The following is a 22,155-nucleotide window of genomic DNA, read 5'->3' on the forward strand; positions in this document are numbered from 1 at the left end:
TGCGCACGAGCGTATACTCGGACGCTAGCGTCGAAGGGAGCATTGGATGCTGACCAGGAAACGATGCGGTTGTCATGCGATCACCGGTGCCGTCGCGCTGGTGCTCCTGGTCGCGCTGTCGGCCTGCGCGCGCGAGGAGCCGGTGCGCATCGCCAGCCACGTCTGGGTCGGCTACGAGCCCATGTTTCTGGCCCGCTCGCTGGGCTGGCTTGACGAGGCGCTGGTCACCCTGCAGGAAACCGCCTCGGCCAGCGAGTCCATGGCAGCACTGACGGCCGGGCAAGTCGACGGCGCGGCGCTGACCCTGGACGAAGTCCTGCAGCTGCGCGAGCAGGGCGTGGACCTGACCGTGGTTCTGGTATTCAACGTCTCGGTCGGCGCCGACGTGATCCTGGCCCGACCGCCGATCGCTACACTCGCCGATCTGGCCGGACGCCGGGTGGCTTTCGAGCACGGTGCGGTCGGCGAGCTGATGATCGTCGAGGCACTGCGCCAGGCGGGTCTGACCCGGGCCGATATCGAGGCGGTGGACCTGTCGGCCAATGAGCAGGCGACGGCCTATTCCGATGGCATGGTCGATGCTGTCGTCACCTACGAGCCCGCCGCCAGTCTCCTGCAGGCCGAGGGTGCGATCAGCCTCTTCGACAGCAGCGAAATCCCGGAATACATCGTCGATGTGCTGGCCGTTCGCAGCGACCGACTTGGTTCCGGCCGGGTCGCAGCGCTGGAACATCTTGTCGGCAGCCACTTGCGGGCCCTGGAATACTTCTTGCGCAATCCCCAGGATGCCGCCTACCGCATGGCGGAGCGTCTCGGTTTACCGCCCGCTGAAGTGCTGTCGGCCTACCGGGGACTGGTGCTGCCCGATCTGGCGGGCAACTATCGCCTGCTGCAAGGCGACGCAGCGTCGTTGCGCGAAGCCGCCCAGGCTCTGGTCCTGTTCAAAGTCGAACAGGGCCTTCTGTCCGAGAAAAACGACCTCGGTCGTTTGCTCAGCGCGCGCTTTTTGCCGCCGCTGGTCCGCTGAGCCGCGCTTTGACCATGCCTTCCCGGACCCTGCACTTTCCTGTTTGGCGCACTGCGGGATTCATCGTCTGGTGTCTGTTGCTGCTGTCGGCCACGCAGGCCCAGGCCGCCGAACCGGTCCGCCTGGGCATTCTGTCTCCGCGTCCGCCGGCCGAGGCGCTGGCGCGCTGGGCGCCGCTTGAGAGCGCGCTGAAGGAATCGCTGGCCGGTCGTGAGGTCGTGATCCGGGTTTTCGACCTCGATGGCCTGGAGCAGGCGGTGGCCGCCCGCCGACTTGACTTTGTGCTGACCAGCCCGGGTCACTTCGTCATGATGCAGCATCGCCACGGCCTGTCGGCGCCGCTGGCGACGCGCATCAGTCGCTACCAGGGGCGGGATCTCGATGCGATCGGGGGTGTGATCATCGCGCGATCCGACGATGCACGGATTCGCGCGCTGGAGGACCTGTCGGGTCGTCGAATCGCCGTCGTGGATCCTGTGTCCATGGGTGGTTATCAAATGCAGGCCCACGAACTGTTTCAGGCCGGTCTGCCGCTGCCGGAAGAACAGAACCTGGTGCAGGTCGGTACGCCGCATGACCGCGTCATCGAGGCAGTGCTGGCCGGTGAAGCCGATGCCGGCTTTCTGCGCGCCGGCCGGCTCGAAGCGCTGATCCGCTCGGGCGAGGTGGCACCGGATGCCCTGCGCGTCATCCATCCCCAGTCGCTGCCCGATTTGCCGTTCGAAGTCTCCACCCGGCTTTACCCGGAGTGGCCGCTGGCGTCCCTGCCGCATATCGATCCGGAGCTTTCCCGGCAGGTAGCCATGGCGATCCTCGGTTTGACCGATCGCCCCGCTTTTCTCGAGTCCGTCGGTTTCGGCGGCTTCCGCATCCCGGTCGATTACCGGGCCGTCGAGGACATGCTGCGCGATCTTCGGGTGCCGCCTTTCGATCTCCAGCCGGACGTCAGCCTGGCGGATTTATGGCGTGCCTACCGCCTCGAAATCCTGGTGACGATCGCGAGCTTTTTGCTGGTGCTGGGCCTGGTCGCCATGCTGGGCCTGAGCCGGCGGCGGCTCAAGCGTCTGGAGCGCATCATCGAGCGCTCGCCGGTCGCGGCGATTTCCTGGCGCAGCGAGGAGGGCTGGCCGGTTACCTACGTGAGCGAAAACGCCTCCCTGCTCGGCTACGAGCCGGGCCGCTTCCAGTCCGGCGACCTGCGCTACGACGAATTGATCCATCCCGACGATCTACCCCGGATCCGCGCGGAGGTTGAACGACATCTTGCCGAAGGCCCCGATGACTACGATCAGAAATACCGTTTTCGTCACGGCGACGGTCGCTGGATCTGGATCCAGGATCACACCTGGCTGACGCGCGATCGGCACGGCAGGGTGATCGGCATTCACGGCGTGCTGATGGATGTCACGGATCGCCAGAAGGCCGAAGAAAAGGCCGAGCATTCGCGCTATCTGCTGCGCTACATCATTGAGCATGCCCGCTACGCCGTGGCGGTGCACGATCGCGACTTGAACTACATCTACGTCAGCGAGAACTATCTCGACACTTTCAACGTCAGCGAGCGCGACATCATCGGCAAGCATCACTACGAGGTCTTTCCCGACCTGCCGCAGAAACTGCGCGAGGTGCACCGGCGGGTGCTTCAGGGCGAGGTCCTGTCGGCCGAGGATGATCCGTTTGAATATCCCGACGGCACCATGGACTGGACGCGCTGGGAATGCCGGCCCTGGTTTGAGGCCGACGGGACCATTGGCGGCCTGATTGTCTACACCGAGATCACCACCGAGCGCAAGCAGGCCGAGCTGGCTCTGCGCGAACAGACCGAAGCGCTGGCGCGCAGCAACGAGCGTCTGGAGCAGCTGGCCACGGTTTTCACGCACGCCCGCGAGGGCGTCGTCATCACCGATGCCGCCGGCGATATCATCGAAGTCAACGATGCCTTCAGCCGCATCACCGGCTACCCGCGCGAGGAAGCCCTGGGACGCAATCCGCGCTTCCTGCGTTCAGGACGGCACGGCCCGAGTTTCTACAGCGAACTGTGGGAAACGCTGGCGCGCGATGGTTACTGGTCGGGCGAAATCTGGAACCGGCGCAAGAGCGGCGAACTCTATCCCCAGCAGATGACCATCACCGCGGTCAGCGATGAGGAAGGCTGCACGGTGCAATACGTCGCGCTGATCAACGATGTCAGCGCGCTCAAACAGCATGAGCGCCAGATCGAGTACGCGACCAACTACGATGCGCTGACCGGATTGCCCAACCGTCGCCTCCTGGCCGATCGCCTCAAGCGGGCGATGGCCCAGATGCAGCGCCAGGATTCCGGTCTGGCGGTGATCTACCTGGATCTCGACGGCTTCAAGGACGTCAACGAAGCCTTCGGCCACGACATCGGCGACCGGCTGCTTTGCCAGCTCGCCGACCGCATCCAGGCGGCGCTGCGGGCTGGCGATGCGGTCGCCCGTCTGGGCGGTGACGAACTGGTGATCGTTCTGGTCGACGTGTCCGAACGGGCCGCGGTCGAATCAATGCTGGAGAATCTGCTCGAAAGCATTACCGCGCCGTTCGTGATCGGCGACAACGAGCTGCGGCTGTCGGCCAGTCTGGGCGTGACGTTCTACCCGCAGCCCGAAGAGGTCGACGCCGATCAGCTGATGCGCCAGGCCGATCAGGCCATGTACCGCGCCAAGCTGGCCGGCAAGGGGCACTACCAGTTCTTCGATCGCGAAGAGGACCTGGCCACCCGGGGGCTGCACGATAGCCAGCAGCGCGTTCGACGGGGCCTGGAAGACGACGAGTTCGTGCTGTTCTACCAGCCCAAGGTCAACATGCGCACCGGCGAGGTCATCGGCGCCGAGGCGCTGATTCGCTGGCAGCACCCTGAACGCGGCCTGCTGGCGCCGGGTCAGTTCCTGCCGCTGGTCGAAAATCATGACCTGGCCCTGGTCATGGGCGACTGGGTGATTGACCGTGCGCTTGGGCAGATCGCATCATGGAACGAGCAGGGGCTGGCGCTGAGCGTGAGCGTCAACGTGTTCGCCCGCCAGCTGCAGCAAAACGGTTTCGTGGACAGCCTGCGCGCGGCGCTGGAACGCTTTCCGGCGGTGCAGGAAGGACAGTTCGAGATCGAAGTGCTCGAGACCAGCGCGCTGGCCGATATGTCCAAGGTCTCGAGCATCATCAGCGAGTGCCAGGCCATGGGCGTGCGCTGCGCCCTCGATGACTTCGGTACCGGCTACTCCTCGTTGAGCTACCTCAAATGCCTGCCGGCCGCGGTGCTCAAGATCGACCAGAGCTTCGTGCGCGACATGCTCGATGATCCGGAGGACCTGGCCATCCTCAACGGCGTGCTGGGCCTGGCCAGTGCCTTTGACCGTGTTCCGATCGCCGAGGGCGTGGAAACCGTTCGTCACGGCGAGATTTTGCTTGATCTGGGCTGTGACCTGGCCCAGGGCTACGGCATTGCCCGGCCGATGCCGGCGGCCGACCTGCCCGAATGGATCGGCGCCTGGCAGCCCAGCGATTCCTGGCGTGATCGGCCGCCGAAAAACGCCGTCCAGCTGCGCCTGAGCTTCGCCATGGTTGAGCACCGGTCCTGGGTCGGGGCGGTGGCGGAGTTTCTGGAAACCGGTCAGCGTCCACCGGCACTGGAGACGGCCGATTGCGCCTTCGGCCGCTGGTTGCGCGACCATGCCGACTCGCTCCAGCTCGACGACAACAAGCTGCAGCAACTATACGATCTGCATGATCAGGCCCACAGCGTCGGCCGCGCATTGATTGCCGCCCGGTCCAATGACGGTGAGGCGGCGGGGGGAGCAGACGCAGAGCAGCTGTTCGAACTGCGCGATCGCCTGCTGGACTGTATGCAGGCAATCGAACGGTCCATGGATACCGGGGTATCAGTGTGAGGCCAGCGCCAGCAGGCGCTGGCGCATCACGGCGAAATCGGCGACCAGATCCTCGGCCCGGCTGTTGCGCGCCAGCAGCGTGGCCAGCGCCGGCGGCGGCTCGACGGCCCGGCCCAGCAGCGGCTCGACCACTTCGTCGAACTTGGCCGGGTGGGCGGTTGCGGCGACCAGATGCGGGCGGTAGTGACCGTACTTGCGGCGCATGTGCAGCACTTCCACCGCGCAGGCCGTGTGCGGACAGATTTCCATGTGGTAGCGCTGATCGACCTCCTGAACGGTCCGGCGGATGACCTCGTCGCTGACGCTGAAGGCGCGAATGTCGGAATTGCGCAGATCCTGATCCCGATAAAACCAGGCCAGGCGCTCGAAGTTGCTGGGATCGCCCACGTCCATGGCGTTGGCCAGCGTGGCCAGGCCCGGTCGCCCGCGGTAGTCCTGGCCGTCGAAATAGTCAGACAGGGTGCGGTTGGCGTTGGTCGCCAGCACGATCTCGCCGATGGGTAGCCCCAGCCGCCGCGCCAGCACGCAGGCCAGGGCGTTGCCGAGGTTGCCGGTGGGGACGATCACGTCGGCGGCTGCGCTGGTGCGGCGAAACAGCTGCACGCTGGCGTGCGCATAGTAAGTGACCTGCGGCAGCAGGCGGCCGATGGAGATGCTGTTGGCCGAGGTCAGGCGCAGGCGCTCGACCAGCTCGGGATCGTTCAGGGCGCGCTTGGCCAGGCGCTGGCAGTCGTCGAAGTCCCCGGCCACGCAGAAGGTGTGCACGTTGTCGCCGAAGGCGCCGAGCTGATGCGCCTGGCGCGCTGAAACCCGGCCCCGTGGATAAAGAATGACGACGCGGAAGCCGGGGCGCCGATGAAAGGCGGCGGCCACCGCGCCGCCGGTATCGCCGGAGGTCGCCACGACGATGGTCTGGACCGGTTCGTCGGGCGCGCGCAGCCGCGTCATGCACGCGGCCAGGAAGCGGGCGGCAAAGTCCTTGAAGGCCGCGGTGGGGCCGTGAAAGAGCTCCAGCATCCAGCTGCGGCCGCGCTCGAACTCGATCAACGGCAGCGGCAGGTCCAGCGCCTCCTGGGTGATGTCTTCAAGCGATTCGAGCAGGCTGCTGTCGCGCAAAAATGGCGTGAGCACGCGGTGGGCGGTCTCGGCCAGGCTGCGACAGTCGGCCAGGTCGGCAAAGTGGAACTCGGGCAGGTGCTCGGGCACGTACAGGCCACCGTCGGGCGCCAGGCCGCGGCGCAGCGCAGTGTCCAGCGCCACCGGCTCGGACCGGCCGACGGTGCTCAGGTAGCGCATGGCGTGTCCTCGTCGTCGAGCAGCAGACGGGCGCCGGGCGCATCCAGTCCGCAAACCAGCGCCGATGCGGCCAGGCCATGTTGCCCGAAGGCTGAAATCATGTCCTCGCCGGCCGCAGCGGCGGCCTGACGGTCGGTGAACCAGCCAAACACGCTGGGTCCGGCCCCGGAAATGGACGCGCCCAGCGCGCCGTGGTCCAGCGCCGCCTGCTTGACGGCGTGAAACCCGGGAATCAATCCAGCCCGCCGCGGTTCGATCAGGCCGTCGGCCAGGCCGGCCCGAATCAGGGCCAGGTCGTTGCGGTAGCACCCGGCCAGAAACAGCCCCAGGCGGGTCTGCTGGGCAACGATTTCCTCCAGGCCAAAACCGATCTGCAGTACTTCCCGGGCGGCGCGGGTTTCGACCACGTGGTCGGGATGAACGACCACGGCGACCAGGCCGTCGGGCAGCGGGATGCGAAACAGCTGGTCCGGCGAGGCCAGCACCAGCCCGCCCAGCAGCTGCGGCCCGACGTTGTCGCCGTGGGCCGAGCCCGACGCCACGGTCTCGCCGGCCAGGGCGTACGGATAGAGCTCGGCCTGCGCTAGCGGACGGTCGAGCAGGGCGTTGACCGCCACCAGGGCTGCGGTGGCCGAGGCCGCCGAGCCGCCCAGCCCGGAGCCCAGCGGAATGCCCTTGTTGATCTCCAGGCGCACGCCAAAGTCGGCGCGCTGGGCGGCCAGCAGCGACAGCACGGCGCGACCGGCGGTGTTGCGATCTGCCGCGCGCGGCAGATCGGTTACGGTGCCGCGAATGTCGTCGATGACCACGTCCGATTCGGCGCGGCGGCAGGCGTGGACGGTATCGCCCGCGCCCTCGACGGCAAAGCCCAGCAGGTCGAACCCGACCGCGGCGTTGCCAACGCTGGCCGGGGCGAAGGCCGATGCCTTTTGCCGTTGGGTCACAGGCGCGCCCCGAGGTTGACCGCCACCCGCAGCAGGTCGGCGAACACGCCGCCGGCGGTGACGTCGGGACCGGCGCCCGGTCCCTGCACGATCAGCGGGTTGTCGCGGTAGCGCCGGGTCTGGAAGGCGACCACGTTGTCGGTCAGCGCCAGGTGGGCAAAGGGATGATCGGCCGGCAGCGACTTCAGCGCCACCTCGGCGCGCCCCTGGTCGTCGAGCGAGGCGACGTAGCGCAGCACGTGGTCCTGCGACTGCGCCTGCTCCAGGCGTTCGGTCATGGCTGCATCGTAGTCCGACAGGCCGGCCAGGAAATCGTCCACGCTGGCCTGTTCGAGTTCGCCTGGCGCCAGGCTTTCTACTGCCACGTCGTCCAGTCCGATCTCCAGACCCATCTCGCGGGCCAGAATCACCAGCTTGCGGGCGACATCGGTGCCCGACAGATCGTCGCGCGGGTCGGGTTCGGTAAAGCCGGCCGCGCGCGCCTCGCGGACCAGTTCGGCAAACGATGTGCCCGGCTGAAAGCGGTTGAACAGGTAGGCCAGGGTGCCCGAAAAAATGCCGTCGATGCGAATCACGTGATCGCCGGTATCGATCAGGTCGCGCAGGGTCTGGATGACGGGCAGGCCGGCACCCACCGTGGCCTCGTAGCGCCAGCGCGCGCTGCCGCGCTCTAGCTGGCGCCGAATCCGGCGGTAGCGGTCGGGGTCGCCGCTGCCGGCGTGCTTGTTGGGGGTGATGACGTGGATGCCGCGCTCCAGCCAGCCCAGGTAGCGCTCGGCGACCCGGTCGCTGGCGGTGCAGTCGATCAGCACCGCGTGCGGCAGATGGTCGTCGTCAATGAAATCAGCCAGGCGATCCAGGTCCAGCGCCTCGTGGGCCTCACCGAGCGGGTCATCCTGATCCTCCAGCTGCAGGCCGGGCTGGCTCAAGCGCATGCGGCTCGACGAGGCCACCGCGCGCAGGCGCAGGTCGAGGTTGGCTTCGCGCTTGAGCCGATCGGCCGCCGCCAGAATCTGGCGAGCCAGCGCCGAGCCGACCTGGCCCGGTCCGATCAGGCCTACCGACAAGGTCTGGTCGGACAGGTAGAAGCCGGCGTGGATCGCGCGCAGGGCGCGCTCGGCGTCGGCCTCGTCCACCGCCACCGAAATGTTGCGCTCCGAGGCGCCCTGGGCGATGGCGCGTACGTTGATGCCGGCCCGGGCCAGGCTGGCGAACAGGCGCGCGGCAACGCCCGGCGTGCCGGTCATGCCCTCGCCGACGATGGCGAGGATGCGGATGTCGGGCACCAGCGCGATGCGGTGGATCTGATGGTGGCGCAGCTCGCGCTCGAAGACTTCTTCGAGGATGGATCGGGCCCGGTCGCCGGCACCAGCCGGCACAACCACGCAGATCGAGTGTTCGGACGAGCCCTGCGAGATCATCGACACCGAAATCTCGGCCCGGTGCAGCGCGCTGAAGATGCGCTCGGCGGTACCGGGCACGCCGATCATGCCGGCGCCTTCGATGTTGATCAGGCTCATGTCGCCGATGCCGGAAATCCCCTTGACCGGCATGCCGGGATGGCCGGCCGAGTCGATCCGGGTGCCGGGGCACTCGGGGTTGAAGGTGTTGCGGATGAAAACCGGGATGTCGCAGGCCAGCGCCGGACTGAGCGCCTGCGGGTGGATCACCCGGGCGCCGAAATAGGCCAGCTCGAAGGCTTCGCGGTAGGACAGGTGCTCGAGCAGCTCGGCCTGCGGTACCGCGGTGGGGTCGGCCGACAGCAGGCCGTCGACATTGGTCCAGATGTGGACTTCCTCAGCGCTCAGCAGGCGGGCGAAGATGCTGCCCGAATAATCCGAGCCGTTTCTGCCAAGGGTGGAAATGCGACCCTCGGTTGTCCGGCAGACAAAGCCGGTGATGACGTAGCGGCGCGCCGGGCGCTCGGCCAGGATCGTGTCCATCTGGCGCTGGCTGGCGTCCCAGTCCACCGCGACCATGAGCGCGGCGGGTCGGGTCCGCAGCACGTCGCGGGCGTCGATGAATTCGGCTTCCTGGCCCAGGGCCTGCAGGCGGGCGCTGAGCAGCTGGGCCGACAGCAGCTCGCCGTGGCCGGAGATCAATTCCAGCGCCTCGTTGGGGGCCGAACCCATCAGTGCCAGGCTCGATAACAGCTGATGCAGGGTGACGAAACGATCGTTGAGCGCGTCCTGCGTCGTCGCCAGCAGCGATGGATGCGTCTCGAGCAGCTGGGTGGCCGTGGCGAGATGCTGCTCGCGCAGCGTCTCCAGGGTGCTGGTCCAGCGCGGCTCGGCGCAGGCGGCATCGGCCGCGGCGGCCAGCAGGCTGTTGGTAACACCGGCCATGGCCGAAACGACCACGGCCTGGGCCTGATCGTCACGCGCGGCCACGAGTCTGGCGACGTGATCGATACAGCGGGCATCGGCGAGACTGCTGCCGCCGAACTTGTGCACGATCCAGCGCATGCGGGGACTACCGTGAAGTTTCCAGCCCGAAGTGTACCGCCGTGATTGCTGCAGGTCAGCAAGCAATTGCGGTCACGCCCGAAACGCCGCCCTGACGCCGCCGCCGGTACAATGCAAACTTATAACAATAACGACATCGGGTCCCAAGGAATGGAAGACAAACAAAGCATCGTCAACAACTGGCTGCCGCGCTACACCGGCACGGCCGTCGAAGATTTCGGAAAATACATCCTGCTGACCAACTTCGACAACTACGTCGAAAAGTTCGCCTCGGTCATGGGCGTTGAAGTGCGCGGGCGCGACAAGGCGATGCGCAACGCCACCTGCGACGACATCTCCATGATTAATTTCGGTATGGGCAGCGCGAATGCCGCCACCATCATGGACCTGCTCAGCGCGGTCAAGCCGCGCGGCGTGCTGTTTCTGGGCAAGTGCGGGGGGCTGAAGAGGAAAAACGAGCTCGGTGACCTGATTCTGCCCATCGCCGCGATCCGCGGCGAAGGAACCTCGGCGGACTATTTTCCGCCCGAAGTCCCTTCGCTGCCGGCGTTCACCCTGCAGCGCGCGGTCTCATCGACGGTTCGCGACCACGACAAGGATTACTGGACCGGCACGGTCTACACCACCAACCGACGGGTCTGGGAGCACGACCGCGCGTTCAAGAAATACCTGCGCCGAACCCGCTGCATGGCGATCGACATGGAAACCGCCACCATTTTCACGGTCGGCTTCGCCAACTCGATTCCCGCCGGCGCGCTGCTGCTGGTTTCGGACCAGCCGATGGTGCCCGACGGTGTGAAAACCGACGCCTCTGACCGCGTCATCACCGAACAATACGTCGACAGCCAGATCGCCATCGGCATCGACTCGCTCAAAGAAATCGCCAACGAGGGTCGCTCGGTCAAGCACCTGCGCTTCGACTGAGCGGGCCATACAATCGATCCCACTGCTGGAAAACCATTGGACTTTTTGCAACGACATGAAAATTTCGATCCTGCTGATTCTGTGTGCGGCCCTGAGCTGGCCGAGTGTGACCATGGGCGCTGACAAAGACGCTTTCCTGTGGCTGGAAGAGGTCGAGAGCGAACAGGCGCTGGACTGGGCGCGGGCGCAAAATGAGCGCTCGGTGGCCTACCTGGAGGCCCATCCGCTGTTCGAACCCATCCACGAGCGCAACCTTGAAATCCTGACCGCCGACGACCGTATCGCCTACCCCTCGCTGCGGGGCGGGCGGATCTACAACTTCTGGCGCGACGCCGAGCACGTGCGCGGCATCTGGCGCGTGACCTCGCGCGAGGACTACCGCAACGACCAGCCCGACTGGGACACCATCATCGACGTCGACGCGCTGGCCGATGCCGAGGACGAGAACTGGGTCTGGGGTGGCGCGAGCTGCCGCTATCCCGACTACGATCGCTGCATCATTGGCCTGTCGATCGGCGGCGCGGATGCCGCCGTTCGCCGCGAGTTCGACCTTGCCTCCCGCAGCTTCGTCGACGACGGTTTCGTGCTGCCGGAATCGAAGAGCTACCTGAGCTGGCGCGACCGCGACAGCGTGTTTTTCGGCCCCGCGTTTGAAGACGAGCAGATGACGAGCTCCGGCTACCCGCGCCAGGTCCATATCTGGGAGCGCGGCACGCCCCGGCAGGACGCGCGGCTGGTGTTCGAGGCCGAGCGCGACGACGTGCTGGTCAACGCCAGCCGTTACTGGGACGGCGACACGCCCTGGGACATCATCGTGCGCCTGCCGAGCTTTTTCACCCGCGAGTACCACGTGTTGCGCGACGGTGAAACCATCCGCGTGGACGTGCCCGACGACGCCAACCTGGCCGGTATTCTCGACGGCCAGCTGCTGGTCGAGCTGAAGTCCGACTGGACGCTGGGCGAGGCCACGTTCGCCCAGGGCGCTTTGCTGGCTGCCGACATGGAATCGGTGCTCGCCGGCGAGCCGGATTTCGAACTGCTGTTCCAGCCTAACGAGCGCCAGGCGGTCAACGGGGTTTCGACCACCGACAACACCGTCATCGTGTCGATCCTCGACAACGTGACCGGGCAGCTGCTGCGCTTCACGCGCGGTCCGGACGGCTGGACCCGTCAGACGCTGGATGTGCCGGATCTGGGCACGATCAGCGTGGTCAGCACCGATGACCGGTCCGATGCCTTCTACTTCAACTACACCGGCTTCCTGACCCCCTCGCGCCTGTACGAGGCCGATGCCGCGGCCGACAGCCGGCGCCAGATCCGGTCCGAGCCGGCCCGGTTCGACACCGAGGGCATGGCGGTCGAGCAATTCTTCGCGACCTCGGCCGACGGCGAGCGCATTCCGTATTTCGTCGTCAAGCCGGCCGGATTCGAGGCCGACGGCGCCAATCCGACCCTGCTGGGCGCCTACGGCGGCTTCGAGGTGGCGCGCACGCCGTTTTACTCCGGCACCATCGGCTCGGCCTGGCTTGAGCGCGGCGGCGTCTACGTGCTGGCCAATATCCGCGGCGGCGGCGAGTTCGGTCCGCGCTGGCACCAGGCGGCGCTGAAGGAAAACCGCCAGCGCGCTTTCGACGACCTGATCGCGGTGGCCGAAGATCTGATCGAGCGCGACATCACTTCACCGCAACACCTGGGCATCCAGGGCGGCTCCAACGGCGGTTTGCTGACCGGTGCCGTCATGGTCCAGCGCCCGGACCTGTTCAACGCTGTGGTCAGCCAGGTGCCGCTGCTGGATATGAAGCGCTATCACAAGCTGCTGGCCGGGGCCAGCTGGATGGCCGAGTACGGTGACCCGGACGACCCGGAGCAGTGGGCCTACATCCGCCGCTATTCGCCGTATCAGAACGTCTCGGCCGAGGCGGACTATCCCAAGGCGTTCTTCACCACCTCCACGCGCGATGACCGCGTCCATCCCGGGCATGCCCGCAAGATGGTCGCGCGCATGGTCGAGCAGGGCCACGACGTGCTCTACTACGAAAACATCGAGGGCGGGCACGGCGGCGCGGCCAATCTCAAGCAGAGCGCCTACATCAGCGCGCTGATCTACGCCTACCTGCACGATCGGCTGAACCCTGGAAGTAGCGACTGAGCCGGGGATTGCCTGGCGCGTGATCGCTTGCAGCCCGGCTGGCTAGTCGGTCACCGCTCGCGGTGACCGATCCCCTGCAGTACTCGGTCCGAGCGGGGGTTGCAGAACTCGCTCCGGCCCTGGCAGGCCTGCGCTCAAACATGCTGCAACCCTTTTTCCGCTCGACCCTGCGTGCTTCGGCTAGCCAGACGGTCTGCAAGCGATCACCCGCCAGGCGCCGATGTGCTCAGTGCTTTCCGGGGCCAACTACAGCCACGGAATCGGATCAAACTCCGCCAGACTTCCCAGCACCTGATCGGCCTGCTCGAAGGCAGCGTCGGCCGGGTCGAAGACCGAGGGTACGGCGATCACGTGCATGCCGGCGCTTCGGGCGGCGCTCACTCCGGCCGGCGCATCCTCGAACACCAGGCAATGTTCGGGTGCGACGCCGAGTTTGCGCGCCGTGGTCAGAAATACCGCCGGGTCCGGCTTGCTGCGCGTCTCGTGGATGCCGGAGTGGGTGAGATGAAGGTAGGGCGCCAACGCCAGCTTTTCGACGACGGCTGCAATCAGCGCCGGGGGCGAGGACGAGGCGATGGCCATGGGAATGTCGCGCTGTCGGAGCGTGTCCATGGTGGCGTGGACGCCGGGCAGGGCTTCGGAGCGCGCCAGGATCAGGCGGGTGACCTCGGCGAGGACGCGCTCGACCATCTCGTCGATGCCCGGACCGTCCCAGCCAAAGCGCGCATGCCACAGGCGCACTACCTCGTCGATGCGACGTCCGGCAGTCGCGCGGCACAGCTCTCTAGTGACCGGCACCCCCAGCGGCCGGAAGCAGGCCAGTTCGGCGTCCTGCCACAGTGGCTCGGAGTCGATCAGCAGGCCGTCCATGTCGAAGATGGCCGCAGCGATCGGCATCACAGCGGCCAGACCAGCAGGATCATCGGCACGCCCACGGCCACCACAATGATCTCCAGCGGCAGCCCCAGGCGCCAGTAGTCGCCGAAGCGAAACCCGCCGGGACCGAGAATGAGGGTGTTATTCTGGTGCGCGATCGGGGTCAGGAAAGCACACGAGGCGCCCACGGCCACGGCCATCAGCAGGCTGTCGGGATTGACGTCCAGCACGTCGGCCGAGCTCAAAGCGATTGGGCACATGACCGCAGCGGTAGCGGCATTGTTCATTACGCTGGACAACACAATGGTCACGACCATGACGATGATCATTGCAAGGATCGGTCCGCCGCCGGCGACCTGATCGAGCAGGGTTCGGGTTATCAGGTCGGCCGCGCCGGTGCTTTCCATGGCGCCGGCCACCGGGATCAACGCGCCCAGCAGCACGATCACCGGCCAGTCGATCGCCTCGTAGACCTTGCGCGCGGGGACCAGGCGGGTCAGCACCGTGGCCAGCACGCCGAGCACGAACGCCACCGCGGTTGGCAGCAGTCCGAGGGCGGCGATGGCAACCGCGCCGAGCATGATCCCGGCGGCCGCCAGCGCCTGGCCCGGCCGGGGAATCCTCAGCGAGCGCTCGGCCAGCGGGATACAGCCGTTGTTGACGGCGAATTCATGAACGGTTTCCAGCGGGCCCTGCAGCAGCAGCACATCGCTGGGCCGGAAGCGCAGGGTCTTGAGCCGGGCGATGGTGCGCTGGCCCTGGCGCGAGACGGCGAGCAGGTTGATATCGTATTGGGTGCGTAGCTTCAGGGCTCTTGCCGAGCGGCCGATGATGCTTGAGCTCGGCATCACGACCACTTCCATCAAGACGATTTCCTCGGCCTCCCGGGATTCGCCGCGCTTGTCGTCGTCCTGGTCTTTCCGCTCCTTGTCCCGGTCCGGTTCTTGCGTGCTGGTCTCCCCGGAGGTTTTCGCCGGCTTCTTGACGCTGGTGCGACTGTCGGCCTGGTCGCTGCGGGTGTGGACCTGGGGTTCGCGCTTGTCTTCTTCCAGGCGTATGTTGAGCTTGCTCAGCGCCGTCACCAGAGCCTTGGGCTCGGCTTCGATGACCAGAATGTCGCCGGCCTGGAGCTTGTAATTGCCGTGGGGGGAGCGAATGCGCTCCTCGTCGCGAATCAGGCCGACAATCTGCGAGCCGGTGTCTTCGATTTCATCTTCGGCTTCGCTCAGGCGCATGCCGACGGCGTCTGACTTTTGCGCGATCCGGGCCTCGGTCAGGTAGTCGCCGGTGTCGAAGTCCTCCAGATCCGACCGCTCCCGAACCGGGATCAAGAACCGGCCCAGACCGAAGATAACGGCCAGTCCCGCAAGCACCACGACCACGCCGACCGGGGTGAAGTCGAACATCGTGAACGCACCCATTCCGGCGTCGGCCCGAAAGCCTGAAACGATCAGGTTCGGCGGGGTGCCGATCAGCGTCATCATGCCGCCGAGGATCGAGCCGAAGGCCAGCGGCATCAGCATCTGACCCGGCGCCAGGCCGTGCTTCTGCGCCAGCTGGATGGCCACCGGCATCAGCAGGGCCAGGGCGCCGACGTTGTTCATGAACGCCGACAGAAAAGCCGCCAGGCTGACCAGCATGGTGTTGGCGATGAAGGCGTTGTCGGTTTTCGGCAGCATCCGCTCGGTGAGGATGTCGACCGCCCCGGAGGTCTGCAGCGCGCGGCTGAGAATCAGGATGGCGGCGACGGTGATCACGGCCGGGTGGCCGAAGCCCTCGAACGCATCGCGACCCGGCACCAGGCCGAAGATCACGCAGGCCAGCAGGGCGGCGGCAGCCACCAGGTCATGGCGCCATCGTCCCCACACGAACAGGACGATGGTGGTCAGCAGAATGGCAAGAATCGTGACCTGGTCGATGCTCATCGCAAGCGGGGTTTTCTGGACAATGCGGCATCATAACCAACAATGCCTTGGGCTTTGCTTCAGCAGAACAATCCGTGCAGAAACCAGCCCGAGCGCGGTTCGTGCTCGTGGAAAATCCACACCCGGCGGTTGCGGCCATCGCGCGCAATCCAGTAGTCGCGGCGGCAGTCCTGACCGTCCCACCAGCCGGCCTCGATCCGCTCCGGGCCGTCTTCGAGGCGAAAATCGGCGCGTTGGCAAGGGCGCGGTTCGGGCAGCAGCCAGGTCGGTCGCGGCCGGGTTTCGGTACAGACGCGGGTGGTGCCGGGCGGGACCCAGCGCCAGGCGTGTTCGGGGCGATGGTCGGCCTGCGGGGCGATGCCGCTCAAGGCCTCCTCACCCAGGCGGGCGCGCAGGCGATCGAGCAGCGCCGGCCAGGCATCGCCGTGGTTGCGACCGTCCCACAGGTCGGCCTGGGGTGGGCGATGTTCCAGCGTGGTCTCGGCCTTGAGCACCAGTGCGGCGACCGGCGCGGGCAGGCGAATGCGGTCGAGCTTCAGGGCCAGCATCTCCAGCAGCCGGGCGCGGTCGAAGCCGGGCCGGGCCAGGCTCAGGCCCAGGGCGATCGGGTTGCCGGCGTCTTCGCGCTCCAGGGTGACGTGCAGGGCGGTCAGGGCCCGATCGCGCACCTCCAGCCAGCCGCCGAGGTGGTCGAGCGCGCGATTGCCGGCAAACAGCAGCGCCTCGCTGCGCTCGCTGGGCACGGGCAGCTCCAGGCGCTGGCGATAGCGCTCCGGCGGCTGCCAGCCGGCCAGCGGGGTGGGCTGGCGGCCGTAGAGCTGATCGAGCTCGGCGTTCAGGGCGCTGCCGAAGCGGCGGGCGCGCTCCGGCGCGCCCATGCGCACCAGCTCACCGAGCCGGCGCAGACCGCAGCCGATGATGGCCTGTTGCTTGCCCGGCGCCAGCCCCAGGGCATCGATCGGCAGCGCGTCGAGGGTGTGTTGCAGGCGCTCCGGCGAGTCGGCGTGCTGACCCACGCGCGCCAGCAGCCGGGCCGCGGCCGGCACCACCGCGGTGCCGCAGCGCACCCGGAAACCCTGCTGGCGGAGGGTTTTTACGAGCTGGTCGAGCAGCGGCTGCAGGCCGCCGCGCAGGCGCTGGCTGCCGGCGATTTCCAGCAGCACGGTATCGGGCGGGGCCAGCACCACCTGGTGGCTGTGGCCGTAGGCGGCCAGGGCGATCTGCTCGAGCGCGCGCTGCTCCATGGCCGGGTTGCGCGGCCGACTCTGCAGCTGCGGCAGCAGGGCCAGCGCCTGGCTCAGGCCCATGCCTGCCCGCACGCCGTGCTGGGCCGCGATGCGCCCGGCCTGGAAGATCCGCGCCTGGCCGCGCTGGTGGCTGTGCACCGCGACCGGACCGATCCCGGGCTGATGGTCCCAGACCGCGCTCAGCGGCAGGCCGGGGCAGTACAGACCGGCCCACAGCGATGCCCGAACCGGCTGGCTCATGGCGCTGAGGCGCTCTGCCGGCGGCGGACGGCCAGTTCGATCACGTTGGCCCGGCCCAGGTGCAGCGCCCGAGTCGGGCCGTCGCCGCGCAGCAGGGTCAGCTGCGGCCCCGGCTCCAGCCCCAGGCGCAGGGCCGACAGCGACGGCGGCGGCTGCTGATGCCGGCGATAGCAGACAAAGGCGGGCGCGTCGCTTTCACGGGCGGCCAGCTGCAGGCGGCGAATCGAGCGGGCATCGACCCGGCCGCGCGGATGCCAGACCAGCACGCTGCCGCAGACCCCGCTTTTCAGGCTCTGCTCGGCCGCCCACAGGGCCTGGTCGGGGGCGCGGACCACCACCAGCCGATCCAGCGCGATGCCGGCCCGGTGCAGGCGCTGCGGGCAGGGCACCAGCGGCGGGGCGATCAGCATTACGGGCTGTCCCTGCCGGGTCTGCTCGGCCAGCAGTGGCATGAGCAGGTCGAGTTCGCCGCTGCCCAGGCAGGCCGGCAGTATCTCGACCAGGCGCCCGCACGGCCAGCCGCCGTCGGGCAGCCAGGCGTCGAGCTCGGCCCGACCGCTGCCTGTACAGCGAGCCTGCGGCCGTCGGCGCCCGCGCCACAGATCGCTGCGCTGGTCGAGCAGGTGCTGCAGGGGCTGTGCTTCGGGCATGGACCGGTACTCCTTGGGGGCGAGACTGAATAACTATACTAATGTACAGTTTCTCAGAATCCGAGAACGGGCGGATGAAAATCCCGACCGATCGTGGTCGCGGGTCAGGGTATTCTTGTCGGCCGCTGGGTTTGGCTAATTTTCCGAGGTTGTTCGATGCGTTTTGTCGTGTGTTTGTTGCTGTTGTCCGTTGTTCTGGTCGCACCTTCTCCGGCCGCGGTGCCGGGCTACTACCACCAGCCGGCCGCCGGCAGCGAGCGGATCGTGTTCGTTTCCGAAAGCGACCTGTGGACGGTCTCTGCCGATGGCGGCCTTGCGGCGCGCCTGACCACCCACGCCGAGCCCAAGCTCGAGCCGGCGATCTCGCCGGACGGGCGCTGGCTGGCTTTCAACGGCAGCTACGGCGGCGGCCGGGCGGTGTACGTGATGCCGGTCAGCGGCGGCGAACCCAAGCGCCTGACTTTTGAAAGCGGCTGGGTCAAGGTCCAGGGCTGGACCCCGGACGGCGAGGTGCTTTATGCCAGCAATACCGTGGCCGGCCCGGCCTGGTTTACCGTCCTGCGCGCGGTCGATCCTGAAACCCTGGCGGTGCGCGAGCTGCCGCTGATGGATGCACGCGAGGCCGCGTTTGCCGACGACGGGACGATCTACTTCACCCGCTTCGGCCTGGCCCTGACCGCCGACAACGCGCGCGAGTACCGCGGCGGCGCCATGGCCCAGCTGTGGCGCTTCCACCCCGAGCGCGACGACGAGGCCGAGCGTCTGCTGCCCGACTTCGACGGCAATCTGGAAGCGCCGATGTGGTGGGACGGCCGGCTGTACCTGCTCAGCGACGCCAACGGCGGGGCCGGCAACCTGTGGCGGCTGGAGGCCGATGGGTCCAATGCGACCCAGCTGACCTTCCACGCCGACTTCGAGGTGCGCTCGCCCAGCCTGGCCGACGGGCGTATCGTCTACCAGCACGGCGCCGACCTGCGCGTGTTCGATATCGCCAGCGGTGAGGATCGGGCGCTGGCCATCGAGTTGACCAGCGATCGTTCGCGCGGCTTAACCCGCTGGCTGGCCGAGCCGCTGGCGTTTCTCGACGGCGCTCGTTTAGCCCCGGATGCCGGCCGGGTGGCGGTTGCCGCGCGTGGCCAGGTCACCCTGGCCGGCACCGGCGCGCTGCGCCGCATCGACCTGGCGCTGCCCGATCGCAGCCGGGCGCGCCAAGCCGTCGCCGGCCCCGACGGCGACTGGGTCTACGCCATCGTCGTCGGCGACGGCGAGCAGGAAATCTGGCGCTTTCCGGCCGACGGCAGCGGCGCCGGCGAAGCCCTGACCGACGACGGCGAGACCCAGCGCGAGCGCCTGATCGTCTCGCCCGACGGGCGCTACATCGCCCACGACGACCGCCCGGGCCGGCTGTGGCTGCTGGACCTGGAAACCGGCCGCAACCGCCTGCTCGAAGACTCCGGCGGCAGCGGCTACAGCGACATCGTCTGGGCGCCGGACAGCGCCAGCCTGGCGGTGACCCGTCCCGACACGACTATCCAGCGCCGCCAGCTTGTGCTGATCGAAGTGCCCGACGGCGCTACCCACGTGCTCAGCAGCGACCGCTACGAAAGCTTTTCGCCGGCCTTCAGCCCCGACGGGCGCTGGCTTTATTTTCTCTCCAATCGCCATTTCCAGGCCACGCCAGCCAGCCCCTGGGGCGATCGCAACCTCGGCCCGATGTTCGACCGGCGCACCCGGATCTACGCCTACGCGCTGCAGCCGGACAACGTCTTTCCGCTGGCTGAGCGCACCGAGTTAAGCGTCGAGCCCGAAGCGCCCGGCGACGAGCCGGCCTCGATCGAGTTCGATGGGCTGGCGCAACGACTGTTCGAGGTCGACGTGGTCGCCGGCAACTACAGCGCCCTGGCCGCGGCCGGTGACCGGCTCTACCTGATCGATCGCGACGAGGGCGGCAGCGCGCTCAAGACCATCGATTTCGGGCCGGACCAGCCGGCGCTGGAGACCTTTGCAAGCGGGGTGCGCTTTTTCGAGCTGTCGGCGGATCGTACCCGCATGCTCTACGCCAGCTCGGGCAACGCGATGTACATTGTCGACGCCAAGGCCAAGCCGCCCGGTGATCTGGGCCCGCACCAGGTGCGCCTGGACGACTGGCGCCTGCCGGTGCGCCCGGCCGAGGAGTGGCGCCAGATGTTCGTCGACGCCTGGCGCATGCAGCGCGACTGGCTGTTCGATCCCGACCTGCGCGGCCAGGACTGGGAAGCCGTGCGTGAGCGCTACGCGCCGCTGGCCGAGCGCGTCGGCGACCGGCGCGAGCTCGACGACCTGCTCGGCCAGATGGTGGCCGAGCTCGGCGTGCTGCACTCGCAGGTCCGCGGCGGCGAGTATCCCGACGAGCCGGAGTCGGGCGCGCCGGCCTTCCTGGGCGGCGCTTTCGAGGCCGTGGACCAGGGCCTGCGCATCACCCATATCTACCGCAGCGATCCCGAACTGCCCGCCGAGCGCTCGCCGCTGGCCCGGCCCGGCGCGGGGCTGGCGGTGGGTGATGTGATCAGCGCGGTCAACGGCCGTGCGGTGCGCTCAAAAGCCGACCTGGCCCGACAGCTCGATCACCAGGCCGGCCAGCAGGTCCGAATCGACTACCGGCGCGGCACCGAGTCGGCCAGCGCGGTAGTCGAGCCGGTCAGTGGCTGGGGCGACTGGGGCCTGCGCTACCAGGACTGGATCCAGGGCCGGCGCGAGACCGTCGACGAGCTGGCTGGCGGCCGCATCGGCTATCTGCATTTGAACGCCATGGGAAGCAACGACATCGCCAGCTTCGCGCGCGAGTTCTACGCCAACATCGACCGCGACGGCCTGATCATCGACGTGCGCCGCAACCGCGGCGGCAACATCGACAGCTGGATCATCGAGAAACTGCTGCGCCGGGCCTGGATGTTCTGGCAGCGCCCGGTCGGCGAGCCGTTCTGGAACATGCAGCAGACCTTCCGCGGCCACCTGGCGGTGCTGGTCGATCCGCTGACCTATTCCGACGGCGAGACCTTTGCCGCCGGGGTCAAGACCCTGGGGCTGGGGCCGGTCATCGGCCAGCGCACCGCCGGGGCCGGGGTGTGGCTGAGTGACACCAACCGCCTGGTCGATCGCGGCGTGATGCGCGCCGCCCAGAGTCCGCAGTTCGACGCCCAGGGCCGCTGGCTGGTCGAAGGCTTCGGCGTGGTGCCCGACATCGAGGTCGAAAACCGCCCGCACGCGACCTGGAACGGAGATGATGCGCAGCTGGAGCGGGCGGTCGAGGTGCTGCTCGAGCGGCTGGAGGCCGAGCCGGTAGTTCAGCCGCCGGCCCAGCCCATCCCGCCGCGCGGCGAGAACGCCATCAGTCCCTGAGGGGCTGTCTTCGGGAAAAGAAAAACCCCGCCAGGTGGCGGGGTTTTTCCTGCTTCTTGTTTGTCGTCCCGGCCGCAGCGAAGCGGAGCGCCGGGACCTCCAGCTATAACACCGTCACAGGAGGCTTCGTTCGACCTGGAGATGCCGGGACAAGCCCGGCATGACAGATTGCGGTGCCGGTGTGGTGTCTTAAGCGATCAATCGATGTTGCCGGTCACCCAGTAGTCGACCAGATCGTCGTGCTCGTCGATGAAGCGCGTCACGGCTTCGTCGTAGGAGTTTTCCTGGGCGTAGAACATCGCGTCCTGCAGGACATCGAGCTCCAGCTGAATCCGCGACACCATCAGGGCGACTTCCGGATTGTCCTGGTAGAAGCCCTGGCGGGACATGGCGTGGACGCGCTCGAAGCTGCCTAGCGTGCCGCGCGGGTCTTCGAGGTAGCGCAGGTCGTGGGCGCCGAACTTCCAGTGCGGGCTCCAGCCGGTGACCACGATCCACTCGTCGCGACGAACGGCGCGGGCCAGGGCGGCGGTCATGCCGGCGCCTGAAGAGATCTGCAGCTGGTAGCCGTCGAGACCGTAGTCCTCGATGGCCTGTTCGGACAGGCGGGTCAGACCGGCCCCGGGGTCGATGCCGGTGATGGTGCCGTCAAGCTGGCTGCGAACCGCGTCGTCTTTCAGGTCCTCGATCGAGGACAGTTGGTCTTCCGGGATATAGGTCGGCACGGCCCAGCCCAGGCGCGCGTAGCCGTAGAGAATGCCCAGGCTGACGATGTCGCTGCCGACCGCGTCCATGTAGTCTTCGTGGGTGCCGGGCAGCCAGGCCATCATCATCATGTCGATATCGCCCGAGGCCAGCCCCTGGTACTGCGGGGCGATGTCGGTCTGGATCAACTCGACTTCGCGATCCATCCGCTCTTCGATCAGCTGGGCGGTCAGCTTGGTGATGAACTCGGCGTCCGACCAGGCGGTCCAGCCGATCCGGACCGGATCCTGGGCCTGGACCGGCAGCGCCAGCCCGGCGGCCAGAACGACGGCGAAAAAGGTTTGCAATAATTTGTCTTGCATGGTGTTGCTCCTTGCTGAATGCGTTGTGTGCTTTCGTACACGTGATGGCGCCAGTCTGGCGC

Annotated in this window: 13 protein-coding genes; 5 read left to right on the plus strand and 8 right to left on the minus strand. The window is 67.4% G+C overall.

Annotated features, from left to right (window positions below; all coding sequences use genetic code 11):
- Positions 1–46: 46 nt before the first annotated feature.
- Both G3I74_RS15095 and G3I74_RS15100 read left to right on the plus strand, forming a co-directional pair.
- Entirely contained in the window at positions 47–1,027 is a 981-nt protein-coding gene (locus tag G3I74_RS15095; RefSeq protein WP_164212424.1) for an ABC transporter substrate-binding protein, read from the plus strand.
- A gap of 14 nt (positions 1,028–1,041) precedes the next feature.
- Complete coding sequence (locus G3I74_RS15100; protein WP_164212425.1) at positions 1,042–4,932, plus strand: EAL domain-containing protein; 3,891 nt, start codon at positions 1,042–1,044, stop codon at positions 4,930–4,932.
- On the opposite strand, the gene thrC is transcribed toward G3I74_RS15100, so the two are convergent.
- From thrC to thrA, 3 genes are read right to left on the minus strand one after another with little or no spacing between them, the layout of a single operon-like run.
- Positions 4,924–6,228 carry a threonine synthase gene (thrC, locus tag G3I74_RS15105; protein ID WP_164212426.1) on the minus strand — a complete coding sequence of 435 codons (1,305 nt, stop codon included), beginning with the start codon at positions 6,226–6,228 and terminating at the stop codon, positions 4,924–4,926. The two genes, G3I74_RS15100 and thrC, sit on opposite strands and share 9 nt — an antisense overlap.
- Positions 6,216–7,172: a homoserine kinase gene (locus G3I74_RS15110; protein WP_164212427.1), complete on the minus strand. Its 957-nt coding sequence runs from the start codon at positions 7,170–7,172 to the stop codon at positions 6,216–6,218. Before G3I74_RS15110 ends, thrC begins: the two co-directional genes overlap by 13 nt.
- Entirely contained in the window at positions 7,169–9,637 is a 2,469-nt protein-coding gene (gene thrA, locus G3I74_RS15115) for a bifunctional aspartate kinase/homoserine dehydrogenase I (RefSeq protein ID WP_164212428.1), read from the minus strand. The genes G3I74_RS15110 and thrA overlap by 4 nt, the downstream gene beginning before the upstream one ends.
- Before the next feature lie 150 nt (positions 9,638–9,787).
- On the opposite strand from thrA, the gene G3I74_RS15120 reads away from it, so the two are divergent.
- Both G3I74_RS15120 and G3I74_RS15125 read left to right on the plus strand, forming a co-directional pair.
- Complete coding sequence (locus G3I74_RS15120; RefSeq protein ID WP_164212429.1) at positions 9,788–10,561, plus strand: AMP nucleosidase; 774 nt, start codon at positions 9,788–9,790, stop codon at positions 10,559–10,561.
- A gap of 55 nt (positions 10,562–10,616) precedes the next feature.
- Positions 10,617–12,710, plus strand: a complete 2,094-nt coding sequence (locus tag G3I74_RS15125) for a prolyl oligopeptidase family serine peptidase (protein WP_164212430.1) — start codon at positions 10,617–10,619, stop codon at positions 12,708–12,710.
- A gap of 246 nt (positions 12,711–12,956) precedes the next feature.
- Here G3I74_RS15125 and hxpB read toward each other — a convergent pair whose 3' ends face one another.
- Genes hxpB through imuA form a run of 4 tightly spaced genes read right to left on the minus strand, consistent with a single transcriptional unit; the run spans position 12,957 to position 17,648 of the window.
- Positions 12,957–13,607, minus strand: coding sequence for a hexitol phosphatase HxpB (gene hxpB / locus G3I74_RS15130; RefSeq protein ID WP_164212431.1), 651 nt, complete (start codon positions 13,605–13,607; stop codon positions 12,957–12,959).
- A complete protein-coding gene (locus G3I74_RS15135; protein ID WP_164212432.1) occupies positions 13,607–15,511 on the minus strand; it encodes an SLC13 family permease in 1,905 nt (634 codons plus the stop codon). Before G3I74_RS15135 ends, hxpB begins: the two co-directional genes overlap by 1 nt.
- A gap of 59 nt (positions 15,512–15,570) precedes the next feature.
- Positions 15,571–16,998, minus strand: coding sequence for a Y-family DNA polymerase (locus G3I74_RS15140; protein WP_164212433.1), 1,428 nt, complete (start codon positions 16,996–16,998; stop codon positions 15,571–15,573).
- On the minus strand, positions 16,995–17,648 hold the full coding sequence (imuA, locus tag G3I74_RS15145; RefSeq protein ID WP_164212434.1) for a translesion DNA synthesis-associated protein ImuA: 654 nt from the start codon (positions 17,646–17,648) through the stop codon (positions 16,995–16,997). The genes G3I74_RS15140 and imuA overlap by 4 nt, the downstream gene beginning before the upstream one ends.
- Before the next feature lie 156 nt (positions 17,649–17,804).
- Between imuA and G3I74_RS15150 the strand changes: the two genes are divergently transcribed.
- Positions 17,805–21,026, plus strand: a complete 3,222-nt coding sequence (locus tag G3I74_RS15150) for a S41 family peptidase (RefSeq protein WP_164212435.1) — start codon at positions 17,805–17,807, stop codon at positions 21,024–21,026.
- Positions 21,027–21,223: 197 nt separating this feature from the next.
- Here G3I74_RS15150 and G3I74_RS15155 read toward each other — a convergent pair whose 3' ends face one another.
- Positions 21,224–22,093: a glycine betaine ABC transporter substrate-binding protein gene (locus tag G3I74_RS15155; RefSeq protein WP_164212436.1), complete on the minus strand. Its 870-nt coding sequence runs from the start codon at positions 22,091–22,093 to the stop codon at positions 21,224–21,226.
- Positions 22,094–22,155: the final 62 nt, after the last annotated feature.

The sequence above is a fragment of the Wenzhouxiangella limi genome (assembly GCF_010499265.1).
Lineage (GTDB): Bacteria > Pseudomonadota > Gammaproteobacteria > Xanthomonadales > Wenzhouxiangellaceae > Wenzhouxiangella > Wenzhouxiangella limi.

Coding starts and splice junctions, on each gene's coding strand:
- G3I74_RS15150 (WP_164212435.1), top strand. CDS start 17,805: ATGCGTTTTGTCGTGTGTTTGTTGCTGTTGTCCGTTGTTCTGGTCGCA.
- thrA (WP_164212428.1), bottom strand. CDS start 9,637: ATGCGCTGGATCGTGCACAAGTTCGGCGGCAGCAGTCTCGCCGATGCC.
- G3I74_RS15140 (WP_164212433.1), bottom strand. CDS start 16,998: ATGAGCCAGCCGGTTCGGGCATCGCTGTGGGCCGGTCTGTACTGCCCC.
- G3I74_RS15095 (WP_164212424.1), top strand. CDS start 47: ATGCTGACCAGGAAACGATGCGGTTGTCATGCGATCACCGGTGCCGTC.
- G3I74_RS15135 (WP_164212432.1), bottom strand. CDS start 15,511: ATGAGCATCGACCAGGTCACGATTCTTGCCATTCTGCTGACCACCATC.
- G3I74_RS15100 (WP_164212425.1), top strand. CDS start 1,042: ATGCCTTCCCGGACCCTGCACTTTCCTGTTTGGCGCACTGCGGGATTC.
- G3I74_RS15120 (WP_164212429.1), top strand. CDS start 9,788: ATGGAAGACAAACAAAGCATCGTCAACAACTGGCTGCCGCGCTACACC.
- imuA (WP_164212434.1), bottom strand. CDS start 17,648: ATGCCCGAAGCACAGCCCCTGCAGCACCTGCTCGACCAGCGCAGCGAT.
- thrC (WP_164212426.1), bottom strand. CDS start 6,228: ATGCGCTACCTGAGCACCGTCGGCCGGTCCGAGCCGGTGGCGCTGGAC.
- G3I74_RS15155 (WP_164212436.1), bottom strand. CDS start 22,093: ATGCAAGACAAATTATTGCAAACCTTTTTCGCCGTCGTTCTGGCCGCC.
- G3I74_RS15125 (WP_164212430.1), top strand. CDS start 10,617: ATGAAAATTTCGATCCTGCTGATTCTGTGTGCGGCCCTGAGCTGGCCG.
- hxpB (WP_164212431.1), bottom strand. CDS start 13,607: ATGCCGATCGCTGCGGCCATCTTCGACATGGACGGCCTGCTGATCGAC.